Source organism: Candidatus Neomarinimicrobiota bacterium (assembly GCA_018651745.1).
Classification (GTDB): domain Bacteria; phylum Fidelibacterota; class Marinisomatia; order Marinisomatales; family TCS55; genus JAAZYX01.
The window spans coordinates 1-13,766 of the sequence record JABIDL010000008.1 but is presented as its reverse complement, the minus strand read 5'-3'; the positions used below and the strand labels follow the sequence as shown (position 1 = coordinate 13,766).

Sequence of the window (13,766 nt, the reverse complement as noted above, 5' to 3'; positions counted from 1 at the left end):
GTAATTGTTTCGTGTAATATTTAGCAGAATCAATTAGTGTATATACTTGTGTAAGATTATTCTCACTTCCGTGAGAATTAGTCAAAACGACAGTAATGATAATAATTATTTTTAAAATCATTTTCATTGCCACAATTTAATTATACTAAATTTATTCATGTCATTCCTTTATTTCTTTAGTGCAGAATCTTTATCTTACTTAATTTAAAGCTGAAAAACACAAAATGCTTACCGACACACACTGCCATCTTTTTTATCCTGATCTTAAAAAAGATCTTCCGGCTGTGCTTGATCGTGCTGGCGAGTTGGGTGTGAACAGATTTATTTGCGTTGGCACCAATTTAGATGATTCAACTGAATGTTTGAAACTGGCGGCAGAAAATGAACATATTTTTGCCACAGCCGGCATTCATCCGCACGATGCTAAAGATGCACCGGAGGATTATCTTGATCAGATAGCTGACCTCATGACATTTGATAAAATGCTGGCAGTTGGGGAAATGGGTTTGGATTATTTCAGAAATATTTCTGAACCGGATTTGCAAAAAAACGTATTTCGTGAACAGTTGGTTTTAGCGCAACGATTAGAAAAACCGGTTATTTTTCATAACAGGAATGCAGATGCAGATGTGCTCAAGATTTTATCAGATTTTCCGAATGTAACCGGGGTTGCACATTGTTTTTCAAGTGATCTCAAAACAGCTGAAGCTTTCATTGAAATGGGTTTTTACCTTTCTTTTTCAGGCAATCTTACATTTAAAAACAGTCATTTACCTGATGTAGCAAAAGAGCTGCCATTGGATAAATTACTTGTGGAAACTGATTCACCCTATTTGAGCCCTGTTCCTTTTCGAGGGAAACCAAATGAGCCGGGACGCACTCGATTTGTCGCGGAGAAATTGGCTGAAATACACGGCGTCACTTTAGACATCATTGCTGAAAAAACTACCGCTAATGCTACAACCCTGTTCAATTTATAAACCACTGTGACATCTGTGACAGGAAGAACGCAACATACCTTTCGTAAAAAATGGGGACAAAATTTTCTTTCCGACCCAAACCTGGTTCGGAAAATTGTCCACGCCATCAACCCAAAACCGACAGATTCAATTTTGGAAATCGGCCCGGGAGACGGTGCGCTAACCCGGCAATTGGTGGATAAGGTACAGCATCTTTCGGCTGTAGAAATTGATCCGATGTTGTTTAAGCAATTAACGGAAGAAGAATCGCTTCAAAATGTGAACTTTGTTCATGCTGATATTTTGAAAATATTGGTTAAAGATGTCGTTCATGAGCCATCCTTGAAAATTGTCGGAAATATCCCTTACAACATTACGTCTCCATTGATTTTTCATCTATTAGATCAACAAATGGAATGGAATAAAACATTTCTCATGGTTCAGAAAGAGGTTGCAGACAGGCTTGCTGCACGTCCCGGAATAAAGGCGTATAGCAGAATATCCGTAATGGTGCAGTCATTCCTAAATGTGAAGAAGCATTTTACTATTTCACCGAAGGTGTTTTTTCCCCGCCCGAAAGTGCAGTCCGCCATTATTGAATTATCTAAAAAACCTCAACCGATTGTTCCGGAAGAGGATTTTCCGAGGTTTCAAAAGATCGTAAAAGCGGCATTTTCTCAGCGGAGAAAAATGTTAAAAAACACCCTAAATAGTTTTGACTTTTCAATAGAAATCCAAGAAAAAATTGATTTTACAAGACGGCCGGAAACGTTAACTATAAAAGAATTCTCGGAATTGGCAAAGGATTGAATTGTTACTTTTCGATCAATTAGTTGTTTAATGTAATAACTGAACTGTTTTGATTGGATATTTCACCAATCTGAATTGGCTTGTAAAAATATTCTGAATCAAATGCGTTGATAAAATCTTGTGCATCATTTTTGGGGAGGGCTACCAATAACCCGCCTGAAGTTTGGGCATCGGCTACCATCATCCGATCGGTTTCAGTTAATGCAGAATCAAACGCTACGGAATCTTTTACATAATCCAGGTTTCGCTGGGTTCCACCCGGTATGATGTTCGCTTCTGCTAAATCCCGGACGCCAGGAAGAAATTCCAATGCACTAAAATTCACTTCTGCCGAAACTCCACTAGCTTTGCACATTTCGAATAAATGCCCTAACAATCCAAAACCAGTAACATCTGTGGCAGAATGAACATTGACTTGTTTCATTGCATCCGCTCCGGCTTTATTTAATGTTGCCATGGAAATTGTTGCTGCGGAAATGATTTCATCCGATGCTTTGTTTTTTTTGATTGCGGTCGCAATGATGCCGGTACCAAGCGGTTTAGTGAGCATTAACGCATCTCCGGGGCGGGCGGTGGAATTCCGCACAAGGTTTTTCTCAGATACTTCTCCTGTAACCACCATGCCATATTTCGGTTCTTTGTCATCCACAGAATGTCCGCCAACGACAGGAATTCCTGCTTCTTTTGCTTTATCTGCACCACCTTGCAGAATGGTTGTAAGTGTTTCTTTTGGAAGATCATGAATAGGAAATCCAACAATGTTTAATGCGTACAAAGGGGTTCCGCCCATCGCATAAATATCGGAAAGGGCATTTGCAGCAGAGATCTGCCCAAAATCATATGGATCATCTACGATAGGCGTAAAAAAATCCAGCGTTTGCACCAGAAGGCGTCCGTTATCCAGGCGCACCACGGCGGCATCATCGGCGCCATCAAAGCCGACAACTACACGATCATCTGTTTCTAATACAAGATCGCCCAGAACCTGAGCGAGGTCACCAGGACCTATCTTGCACGCTCAGCCAGAACCGTGTGAAAGTGTTGTTAGTTTTTGATTCATATCCATTTCTAATGAGAAAGAATTTAACGGTGTGATAGTTGGCTTAAAAAATAAAACAGCCAAAAATTTTTAAACGGAAAGAAATCCAATAATCGTTATCCTATTTCAATAATTTTTTCAATGGTTTTATAGCACCGTAAATGGAATTATTTACAGCACTAGACAAACTCAATGAAGAATACCAATAAGAATTAGCCCCAAGGACATCGCCGGTGGCGGCATCTAACAATTGCACGATAACCCCAACTCGTCATGGTATATATTCAATTCTTTCTGTTTCAATTTCACATACTTTCTGTAAGCTGACGAATATCATCCAGAGATTCGATTGCGGTATCGGCAAGGTATTCCATATGAATCGTTTTAAAAATAGAATGTACATGTACCTGAGATTGAAATTGGTGGAGTACGAGCGGGACGCGTCCTGTTTTCAGTGTGATAACATTAAAGGGAAATTCAATTTCTGTTTGTTTGAGTGTAAATAAAGTTTGTTGGTTTTCGTGCAGTATTTTACGTGCTGATTCAATATCTTTTAGTAGTGGGCGTTTTTTAAATTCCCATGGTGCGGTAATATCTGAATAAGACTCAATATGTTCGTATCCCAGTCTAAAAAAGTCTACACAATTATGACCGTATTTCCCTTTGCCCAATGTGTTGGCTAAATATGATTGAAGTGATTCTTGTCGTTCCGCCAGGGTGTTTTTCCAAGCATCAAAATGAGTGCGGAACAGGAAAAAGCCAAACGATGTTTTAAAAGAGTTTTTTGAATTGAAGAAGGATTTAATGTCATAAGTCAGTTTATGAATTTCGTTTCTGATGTCATTGGAAAATAGTTTGACAGTAAGAGGGGAATAGTTGGTCATATTTTTTAAAAAATCTTTTGGGATGTCAAGATCATGAAGGTTTATGGTGTACAATTTATCAACACCCTGTATGTTAAGTTCGATGAAGGCTCCGAGGTCGCTCATGCGAATTAGGTTTTGTAGCGCTTTCCCAAATTCCGGAAGTGTTGCCAAAGACGGGATATTTTGTCCGGTCGAGAGTTCAGGGAATAGAGGCAATTGCCCGGGATCTTCTAGTTCATCTATCATAACCCGATTTTAAGCTTTCTGAAATCAGAAAGCAATGAACTGAAAAAAAATGATAACCCATTGCTCCAAGTGATTTGGACTTGGTAAATTGAGACCTTGGTCATGTCCAAAGAAGAAAAAGAACCGGCGAAAAATAATCCTAAAAATGGGCAAAGAGTATCCTCTTAGTTATTTACTCAAAGCCTTAATAATCATTCCATTATGCCAAAAAATTTAGAACAAAAAGAACGCGTAGTAATTCGATTTGCCGGCGATTCCGGTGACGGAATGCAACTTACCGGTACACGCTTTACTGAAACGTCCGGAATGATTGGCAATGATATTGCGACGCTACCGGATTATCCCGCGGAAATTCGAGCTCCTGCGGGTTCTGTCGCCGGTGTGAGCGCATTCCAGCTACAGTTCAGTTCTACCGATATTCATACTCCGGGCGATTACCCAGATGTTTTGATTGCGATGAATCCGGCAGCTCTAAAGGTTCATCTTCAGGATTTACCAAGGGGCGGTTACCTTATTGTTAATGAAAATGCATTCACAGCCAAAAATTTAAAATTTGCCGGCTACAAAGATAATCCACTAAAGGATGGAAGTTTAGAACCTTATTTACTCCTTAGTATTAAAATGAGTGAAATGGTAAAAAATTCTTGTGAAGGCTTGGGACTTAAACCCAAACTGGTAGATCGTACCAAGAATTTTTTTGCACTCGGCGTATGTTTTTGGATGTTTGACCGTCCCTTGAAATCTACTTTGCAATATTTAGAAAAGAAATTTGGATCTCGGCCGGAATTAGTTGAAGCAAATTCAAAGGCACTGAATGCGGGGTACAATTATGGAGAAACAACAGAAATTTTTACCACTCGTTTTAAAGTAGATAAAGCGAATCTTCCTTCAGGTACATATCGAAATGTGACAGGAAATCTTGCCACTTGTATTGGATTAGCAGCTGCGGCAAAACATTCCGGGATTCCTCTTTTTTATGGTGGCTACCCGATTACACCGGCATCTGAAATTTTACATCAGCTCGCAGTTTGGCGGAATTATGGGATTAAAACATTTCAGGCGGAAGATGAAATCGCAGGGATTACAGCAGCAATCGGCGCAGCATTCGCCGGAAATCTTGCCGTTACTGCCAGTTCAGGTCCGGGAATTGCACTTAAAGGAGAAGCCATTGGTCTTGCCATCATCGCTGAATTGCCGCTTGTTATTGTTAATGTGCAAAGGGGCGGGCCGAGTACCGGACTACCAACCAAAACTGAGCAGTCTGATCTTTTTCAGGCTATGTATGGAAGGAATGGCGACGCTCCCCTTCCGGTGATCGCAGCACAGACACCGGGAGATTGTTTTTATGCAGCCTACGAAGCAGCCATGGTTGCAGTTAAATACATGACTCCGATAATCTTGTTAACGGATGGTTATCTCGCAAATGGATCGGAACCATGGAAAATACCTGACGTTGAATCTTTGGAAAAATTCAAAGCGAATTATCATACTTCTTCAGAAAATGAACCATTTCATCCTTACGAGAGAGACAAGAAAACCCTTCGTCGTCCGTGGGCTATTCCAGGAACTCCAGGGCTTGAGCATCGCATTGGCGGTCTGGAAAAAGAAAATATAACCGGGAATGTGAGCTATGATCCTGTGAATCACCATACAATGACAACACTACGTGCTGAGAAAATAGCCGGTATTGTGAACGAAATTCCAAAAACTCCTATTTTTGGAGACACAAGTGGTGATGTATTAATATTAAGTTGGGGTGGGACATATGGATCTGCAAAAGCTGCGACTGAAATCCTTTTGAAAGAAAAATCAAAAGTTGGACATTGTCACCTTCGTTGGATAAATCCTTTGCCTAAAGATTTAGGAGCAATCCTGATAAAGTATAATAATATTCTGATCCCCGAAATCAATTATGGTCAGCTGATTAAAATAATCCGAGGGGAATATCTTGTGGACGCAAAGGGGCTAAACTTGGTAAGAGGAAGACCTTATAGCGTCGGAGAAATTGTAACCGCAGTAAAAGAATTGGTGAAATAAATATGGCAGAACAACAGATAGCACCGGCTCAATCCCGACAAGATTATACTTCTGACCAGGGCGTCCGTTGGTGTCCCGGGTGTGGCGATTATGCGGTTTTAGCTCAAGTACAAAAGACATTCCCAACGTTTGGAAGGAAGAAAGAAGAGTTTGTTTTTATATCCGGAATTGGCTGCTCAAGCCGTTTCCCATATTATATGAATACATTTGGATTTCACACCATTCATGGCAGGGCGACCGCCATTGCATCCGGTGTAAAATTAGCAAATTCGTCCCTTTCAGTTTGGGTGGTAACGGGGGATGGAGACGCACTTTCTATTGGCGGGAACCATACGATTCATTTAATTCGAAGAAATATGGACATCAATATTATGCTGTTCAACAATCGTATTTATGGGCTCACAAAAGGACAATATTCTCCAACATCTGAACTTGGGAAAATTACCAAATCCACTCCAATGGGGTCGCTTGACCGCCCTTTCAACCCACCGGCCCTAGCCTTGGGTTCGCATGCAACTTTTGTAGCCAGGTCCGTGGACAGGGAGACCAAGCATCTTCAGGATATGATTTCCAGATGTTACAATCATAAAGGTGCTACGTTTCTTGAAATTTATCAGAACTGCAATATCTTTAACAATGGTGCATATTTTCAGTACACAGAAAAAGAAACCAAAGCCCAATCTGTTCTATGGCTCGAAGATAAAAAACCAATGGTATTTGGTGCAGATCAGAATAAAGGTATCCGTATGGATGGGAATATACCTCAAGTTATTGAGCTCGGGGGAAAGTGGAATGTCGATGATGTATTGGTTCATGATGAATCTGATTATTTAATTGCATCAACATTGGCAAATTTTACATCTAATGAAAATTTTCCAGAACCAATTGGTGTTTTTTACAATGTGACCGAACCTACTTATGATGAAATGCTTGAAGACCAAATCAATTCTGCTAAGGAAAAATTGGGGGAGGGTGATATTAAATCATTATTAAATGCTGGTGATACATGGATTGTTGATTAACGAAAAAATGCACTAAAGAGGCGTAAATAAAATGAGAAAATCCTAAGAATGAAAACTCGCAAAGAAAAAGATAGCATGGGCGTCATTGAAGTCCCGACCGATCGATATTATGGCGCACAAACCAAACGATCGCTTGATAATTTTAAAATTGGCGATGAACGATTTCCCCGTGAATTGATTCGCGCATACGGCATCCTTAAAAAAGCCGCCGCCTCTGTAAATCAATCTTACGGTGACTTGACTGATGAGATTGCGGATGGAATTGGAAAAGCTGCAGATGAGGTTATTAGCGGAAAATTGGATGACCATTTTCCCCTTGTAGTATGGCAAACTGGAAGTGGGACTCAAACAAACATGAACGTTAATGAAGTGATTTCAAACCGATCTATTGAAATGATGGGTGGAGAACTTGGAAGTAAAAAACCTGTTCATCCGAATGACCATGTGAACATGTCTCAATCCACCAATGACACGTTTCCAACCGCAATTAATATTGCCGCTGTAGAATCGGTCACCCATCACATGATTCCTGCTGTTAAAAGATTAAAAGAATCTCTTGAGGCTAAGTCTCGCGATTTTGAGAAAATTGTCAAACTGGGAAGAACCCATCTTCAGGATGCGACTCCTCTTAGTCTTGGTCAAGAATTCTCTGGGTATGCATCCCAATTGGAACATGGATTATCTCGAATTGAAAAAGCCCTAGATCATTGTTATGAGCTGGCTATGGGAGGTACTGCAGTTGGTACGGGTATTAATTCAAGAAAAGGTTTCGGAGAAAAGGCAGCTAAGCAAATTGCATCTATTACGGGTCTTCCATTCAAATCTGCACCTAATAAATTTGAAGCGCTCGGTGCCCAAGATTCCATTGTTGAACTTTCTTCGGCGTTAAAAACGCTTTCCGGAAGTTTATTTAAAATTGCAAATGATATTCGTTGGCTTGCCAGTGGCCCGCGTGGCGGTTTTGGTGAATTGAACCTACCGGCAAATGAGCCCGGATCTTCTATTATGCCGGGGAAAGTGAACCCAACACAATGCGAAGCTGTGACCATGGTGTGCACACAAGTAATGGGAAATGACGTCACTATTTCTATAGCTGGTGCAAGTGGAAATTTTGAACTTAATGTGTACAGGCCTGTGATAGCTTTTAATATTTTACAATCCATCAAACTCATTGGAGATGCGTGCCAATCTTTCGCTAAAAACTGTGTGGATGGGATTGAAGCCAACGAAATAGGAATAGATAAAAATCTGCGGGATTCGCTCATGTTGGTTACGGCATTAAATCCGCATATTGGGTATGAAAAAGCGGCTGAAGTCGCCAAAAAAGCTCATAAAGAAAATACATCACTCAAAGATGCTGCCGTTGCACTCAATTATTTATCTGTAGACGAATTTGACAAACTTGTTTGCCCAGAAGAAATGATTCACCCAAAAACTGAATCATAATTTTCAAACCATTCTTTTTTCGAATCTCATTCAATCAAGGAAGGGTACTATAGCTACGTCGTTGTAAATTATTTCTATGTCTTGGTATCAAATTATTAAAAGAACAGCGATTTTCCTCTTTGGATGCGCTGTGGTCATTTTAATTTATTTATTTTTATTATCTCGCGACCTTCCTTCAATTGAGCAACTTGAAAATTACGATCCGAATCTAGTGACTCGGATTTACTCAGCAGATGGAAAAGTACTGCATGAGTTGTTTTTAGAGAAACGCGTGTTTGTGTCACTCGAAGAAATTCCAACCTATATGCAGGATGCTGTCATTGCATCTGAGGATCGCCGATTCCGATCGCATTGGGGAATTTCACTCCGCGATGTTTTTCGAGCGATTGTTATTAACACACTTTCGATGAGCTATACTCAGGGATTTAGTTCGCTCACTCAGCAGCTTGCACGAAATCTTTATGATACAATCGGATTCAAAAAAACCATTACGCGAAAGTTGAAAGAAATTATCACGGCAATCCAAATTGAACGAACTTACACGAAGGATGAAATTCTTGAAATGTATCTTAACAGTGTTCATTTTGGCCATGGGACGTATGGTGTTCAGGCTGCCGCAAAGAGGTATTTTGCAAAAGGAGCTCATGATCTCACTTTGGACGAAAGCGCTCTTTTGGTCGGAGTGCTTCCGGCTCCCGCGCGGTACACACCGGTTCGCTATCCCGAAAAAGCCATTAAACGTAGGAATACCGTTCTCAGGTTAATGCTAGATCAAAAGGTGATTACACCTGCCTCTTATTCCGAAGCGAGGGCGATGTCATTAGAAACGGTCCTCACGGAACAATTACAAGGGAAGGCGCCTTATTTTACCGAATATGTTCGTCGGCTTTTGGAAAAGGAAGATGAGTCACTTGGAATCAATATATACAGAGATGGTCTCAAAATTTACACCACACTGGATTCTCGGCTTCAAGACATTGCAGAACAGGCAATGATGGAAACGATTATGCGAAATCAATCGGTTCTGAATAAACGCCTTTTCAACGATAAAGAAGAATTCGAAACGCTTGGCTATTTGTCTATTTTTCCTGAAGATACTGTGAAAAAAATGATGAAGGGTGAGGCGGAACTTTTTAAAGAATTGCGGAAGCAGTTATTGGTGCAATCAGCTTTTGTTGCCCTCGATTCCAGGACCGGTGCCATTCTTGCTATGATTGGAGGCCGGCCCGATTATCGGGATCAATTTAATCGAGCTATTCAAGCAAAGCGCCAGCCGGGATCGGTTTTTAAACCGATGGTGTACGCAACAGCAATTGAAAATGGATATACCGTCGTAGAACAACTTCAAAACCAACCGGTGGTTCTAAATGTTCAAAATGCAGATGGGGACTGGGTTAAATGGAAACCTCGGAATTATGATGGAAATACCAGTGGTTTGACCACAATGCGAGAAGGTCTGAGGCGATCTTTAAATTTAATTTCGGTACGAATGGTTCAGAAAGGTCTCGCACCGGCGCAACAAGTAAAAAAATTAGCACAACGAATGGGAATATCCACTGATATTCGCGCTGTAGATGCCATTGCGCTAGGAACATCCGAAGTATATCTGTTGGAAATGGTGGGCGCATATTCCATATTCTCCAATAAAGGTGTACATAATGAGCCGTTCGCAATCACAAGAATAGAAGATCGTTTTGGAAGTGTTTTGAAGGAATATAAACCGATTAAAAATGAAGTGCTAAGTACCGGAACTGCATACATCATGACGAATTTAATGCAGACAGTTTTAGATAGAGGAACGGGAGGAAGCTCGCGTTGGAAATATCATTTTTATCATCCTGCAGGAGGGAAAACAGGAACCACACAAGGTTGGACGGATGCGTGGTTTTTAGGATTTTCTCCGTTTATCACTGCCGGCGTGTGGAGCGGAATTGATGATGCGAGGGTTAGCCTGGGGGAGGGACAGGACGGTAGTAAAGCAGCTCTTCCTATTTGGGCTCAATTTATGCGTGATGCGCATGATACACTGGGCTATAAGCGGATCGGATTTGATCGGCCGCAGTCAATCATTGAAATGAAAATTTGTTCTATTACTAAAGATGTACCCACAGAATTTTGCCCGGTTGAATCAAACCCGGAAATATTTATAGAGAATACTCAGCCAACCCAAACGTGTATGGTTCACCGCGGGTATTGATATTAGGTTTCGCCTAATATCAAACAATGGGGGTTTGGTTTTTCCTCTGTAATCAAAACGGTGTCTTGTAGCATTGATTGCGCTTCTTCTAATTTTTTCTGATTTGAATTAAAAAGCCGAATTAAAGGCTGATTGCTTTTTGCCGGTTCACCGATTTTCGCTAGAAATTCCATCCCGGCTGTTGGGTCAACAGGTTCATTTTTTTTTGCTCTTCCAATGCCGAGCGGAATTCCGGCATTCCCGATTCCAAGCGTATTCATTACTGAAACAAACCCAGAAGATTTAGCAACCAATTCTGAAGAATATTTTGGGATATTCTGACGATCCAACCTATCAAAAATCGTGGCGTCGCCACCTTGGGTAGAAACCAATTCCAGCCATTTTTCCATTGCTGTGCCGGAGTGAATTGTATTCTCAATCAGTTCAATGGACTTTTTTTTGTTTGTAGAAATTCCGGATTGCATCAATAAAACGGAGCACGTTTCAAATACAACCTTCATGGTATCTTTTGGACCGTGGCCTTGCAGACAAGCCACCGATTCTTTCACTTCACACCAATTCCCGGCAAATCGCCCGAGTGGCTGATTCATAGACGTATAAACCACTTCAGTTTTTACGCCAAATTTCTGTCCGATTTTTTTCATCATTTCCCCCAAATATTTTGCTTTTGGGATAGATTTCATGAAGGCACCGTTTCCAACTTTTATGTCCAAAACAAGTCCGCGGATTCCTTCGGCAATTTTTTTGCTCATAATCGAACCGCAAATCAGCGGAATCGAATCAATTGTGTGGGTAACATCGCGTAACGCATACATACGTTTATCGGCAGGACAAATTTCATGCGTTTGCCCAATGAGGCAAACACCAATCTTTTTTACTTGAGTTTTGAAATCATCTAAACTTAAATCTGTTTTAAATCCTGCTATAGATTCTAGTTTATCCAGAGTGCCCCCCGTATGACCAAGAGATCGGCCAGAAATCATTGGTATGGAAAGTCCCAAAGTTGCAAGAATGGGAGCAAGCACGAGCGACACTTTATCTCCAACGCCCCCGGTAGAATGTTTATCTGCAGGGAAAGAATTCAAATGAGAGAAATCCACCTTTTCACCGGATTCAATCATGAGTTCCACTAAAATATAGATTTCTTCTTCAGTCATTCCATTATTATAAACCGCATTCAAAAAGGTAACCATATCCGAATCTGGTATGGATCCATCGACAAATGCACTTAGAAAAGGACTTAGTTCCCTACGGCTGAGCGCTTCTCCAGATTGTTTTTTAGCGATGAGGTCAGTCGAATTCATGATTCTTTTTTGAAATATTTTCTAATGGAAAAATTGAACTGAATAGGAGCGCGCTCGCGAACGGTGTGTAATGTTAAATATCCTGCCACAACAGCAAGAAAAATATTGGGAGACCACATTCCTAAAAATGGTGAAATGATATTTCGATCGGCCAATTCTTCTCCGCCAATCAGGAAAATATAATAGATTAAAAAGAAGCCAAAGCTAAGGCTTGTTGCAACCGCAAATCCTCCTTTACGTACAAGGACACCCAACCCGCCGCCAACCACAGCAAATAATATGCACGCAACGGGTAACGTTATTTTTTTATGAATTTCCACACTGTATTTATTTTTACTTCTACTATAACTATTGATGAGGTTGAATTCATTTTTTAATTGCCGCTGAAGGCGATTTAATTGTCTATTTTTTACTGTTCGATCTTTTTTTGTGATGATGCTATCGACTTTTAGATTTTCTTTGAAAGTTTCCAATTCGGCATTTGCAATGGTTAAAGATTGAGGTGAAATACTGTCACCGGTTGTTTTTTTAAATGAAGATCCAATTCGATGACGCAGACGGTCAATCCGTTGTTCATAGGATTTGTATTTCGTTAGCATCATAGGGATGGTCATTTCACGATCGCGTCGGCTGGCAGAATCGCGTCGCATTAAAACAAGATCATCTGCCGGAATATTAATAATATGTTTTTCGAAAGCAATTCTACGATAATTTCCAAAATCATCCAGATCAAGTTCATGTATTTCCCCGTTAAAGAGTGTGAGGACGATTAAATTTTCATCCGTATGCAATGTGCCTGATTCGGAATAAATACTAGTTTGTGCTTCCACAGGGGACTTGCTAAAAATCCGAACGTCTTTCATTAGATTTCCTTCTTTGCCCCGGATGATCATACTGTAATCGGGAATGTCGTCAATGAAATGTCCGGGATCGATATTCATATCGGGACGTTTTCGATAAATATCTCCGGACAAGAGTCGCGCCCGAAAATTCATATCAGGGAGAATGTAATTATTAAAATAAATGAGTATGATGGCAACGATGGTTCCGAAGAAAAGCACCGGCCGGATAATTTTAAGGTAACTGATTCCGGACGTCCGCATAGCAGTAATTTCGTTTTCTTCCGACATACGCCCGAATGTCATTAATGCGGCGATGAGAACCGCCATCGGCACGGCGAGAGCCACAATCCAAGCGAGATTCAAAAACAGATATTCGAAAATTGTAAATATATTAAGACCTTTCCCGAGGAAGCGGTCAATGGCTCTTAGGAAAAAGTTGGTGAATAAGATAAAAACGATTACTAACAGGGAAAAAATAAACGGCGGGAATAGCTGCCGCATGACATACTTTGAAAGAAGGCGCATAGGAAAAGTTACATTAGTTGATCCTTTTAGTCAGAATACTCATTTTAGTTTCCGTTTTGGGTTTTCAAATTTAATTGGGTACAATTAATGGAAAATTCCATTGATGAATTCTTTGCTTAAAATCTTTTGTGCAATGGCAGAAACGGCTAACTTTGCCAGCCCTTTAATGGGTCGAATGGTGGGCGTAGCTCAGCTGGTTAGAGCACCTGGTTGTGGCCCAGGAGGCCGTGGGTTCAAGTCCCATCGCTCACCCTTTTAGTGATGAGTTATGAGTGACGAGTGACGGTTTTTGGATAATTTTTCGGGATGTAGCGCCCCACTTTTAGCGGGACAGGCAGCCGGGCTTGTCCGCCGTATTTGCCGGATGGCGGAGTGGGCTGATTAGTGTACCTGCTTTGGTTGTGAAAAAATGTTTGAAAATTCGGGGTGTAGCGCAGCCCGGTTAGCGCACCTGCTTTGGGAGCAGGGGGTCG

General features: G+C 40.9%; 10 protein-coding genes and 1 tRNA gene. 7 read left to right on the top strand and 4 right to left on the bottom strand.

Translation table 11 applies throughout. From position 1 onward, the window contains the following. The first annotated feature begins 224 nt into the window (after window positions 1-224). Window positions 225-980, top strand: coding sequence for a TatD family hydrolase (locus tag HOD97_00745; protein MBT4280137.1), 756 nt, complete (start codon window positions 225-227; stop codon window positions 978-980). Window positions 981-986: 6 nt separating this feature from the next. Beyond that, window positions 987-1,769, top strand: a complete 783-nt coding sequence (rsmA, locus tag HOD97_00740; GenBank protein ID MBT4280136.1) for a 16S rRNA (adenine(1518)-N(6)/adenine(1519)-N(6))-dimethyltransferase RsmA — start codon at window positions 987-989, stop codon at window positions 1,767-1,769. A 19-nt stretch (window positions 1,770-1,788) separates the two neighbouring features. On the opposite strand, the gene selD is transcribed toward rsmA, so the two are convergent. Both selD and HOD97_00730 read right to left on the bottom strand, forming a co-directional pair. Beyond that, complete coding sequence (gene selD / locus HOD97_00735) at window positions 1,789-2,778, bottom strand: selenide, water dikinase SelD (protein MBT4280135.1); 990 nt, start codon at window positions 2,776-2,778, stop codon at window positions 1,789-1,791. Between the two features lie 335 nt (window positions 2,779-3,113). After that, window positions 3,114-3,920: a hypothetical protein gene (locus HOD97_00730; protein ID MBT4280134.1), complete on the bottom strand. Its 807-nt coding sequence runs from the start codon at window positions 3,918-3,920 to the stop codon at window positions 3,114-3,116. Window positions 3,921-4,121: 201 nt separating this feature from the next. Here HOD97_00730 and HOD97_00725 point away from each other — a divergent pair, with 201 nt between their 5' ends. The 4 genes from HOD97_00725 (at window position 4,122) to HOD97_00710 (ending at window position 10,622) form a co-directional block, all read left to right on the top strand. Then, a complete protein-coding gene (locus HOD97_00725; GenBank protein MBT4280133.1) occupies window positions 4,122-5,957 on the top strand; it encodes a 2-oxoacid:acceptor oxidoreductase subunit alpha in 1,836 nt (611 codons plus the stop codon). Window positions 5,958-5,959: 2 nt separating this feature from the next. Next, window positions 5,960-6,979, top strand: coding sequence for a 2-oxoacid:ferredoxin oxidoreductase subunit beta (locus HOD97_00720; protein MBT4280132.1), 1,020 nt, complete (start codon window positions 5,960-5,962; stop codon window positions 6,977-6,979). A gap of 48 nt (window positions 6,980-7,027) precedes the next feature. Further along, window positions 7,028-8,425, top strand: coding sequence for a class II fumarate hydratase (gene fumC / locus HOD97_00715; GenBank protein MBT4280131.1), 1,398 nt, complete (start codon window positions 7,028-7,030; stop codon window positions 8,423-8,425). A gap of 76 nt (window positions 8,426-8,501) precedes the next feature. Next, window positions 8,502-10,622 (top strand): PBP1A family penicillin-binding protein, encoded by a 2,121-nt coding sequence (locus HOD97_00710; GenBank protein ID MBT4280130.1) that lies wholly within the window; start codon window positions 8,502-8,504, stop codon window positions 10,620-10,622. 2 nt (window positions 10,623-10,624) lie between these two features. Here HOD97_00710 and HOD97_00705 read toward each other — a convergent pair whose 3' ends face one another. Together HOD97_00705 and HOD97_00700 are read right to left on the bottom strand one after the other, a co-directional pair. Further along, a complete protein-coding gene (locus HOD97_00705; GenBank protein ID MBT4280129.1) occupies window positions 10,625-11,926 on the bottom strand; it encodes a thymidine phosphorylase in 1,302 nt (433 codons plus the stop codon). Continuing rightward, window positions 11,923-13,269, bottom strand: coding sequence for a YjgP/YjgQ family permease (locus HOD97_00700; GenBank protein ID MBT4280128.1), 1,347 nt, complete (start codon window positions 13,267-13,269; stop codon window positions 11,923-11,925). Before HOD97_00700 ends, HOD97_00705 begins: the two co-directional genes overlap by 4 nt. Before the next feature lie 202 nt (window positions 13,270-13,471). Between HOD97_00700 and HOD97_00695 the strand changes: the two genes are divergently transcribed. Further along, a tRNA-His gene (locus tag HOD97_00695) sits at window positions 13,472-13,545 on the top strand. Window positions 13,546-13,766: the final 221 nt, after the last annotated feature.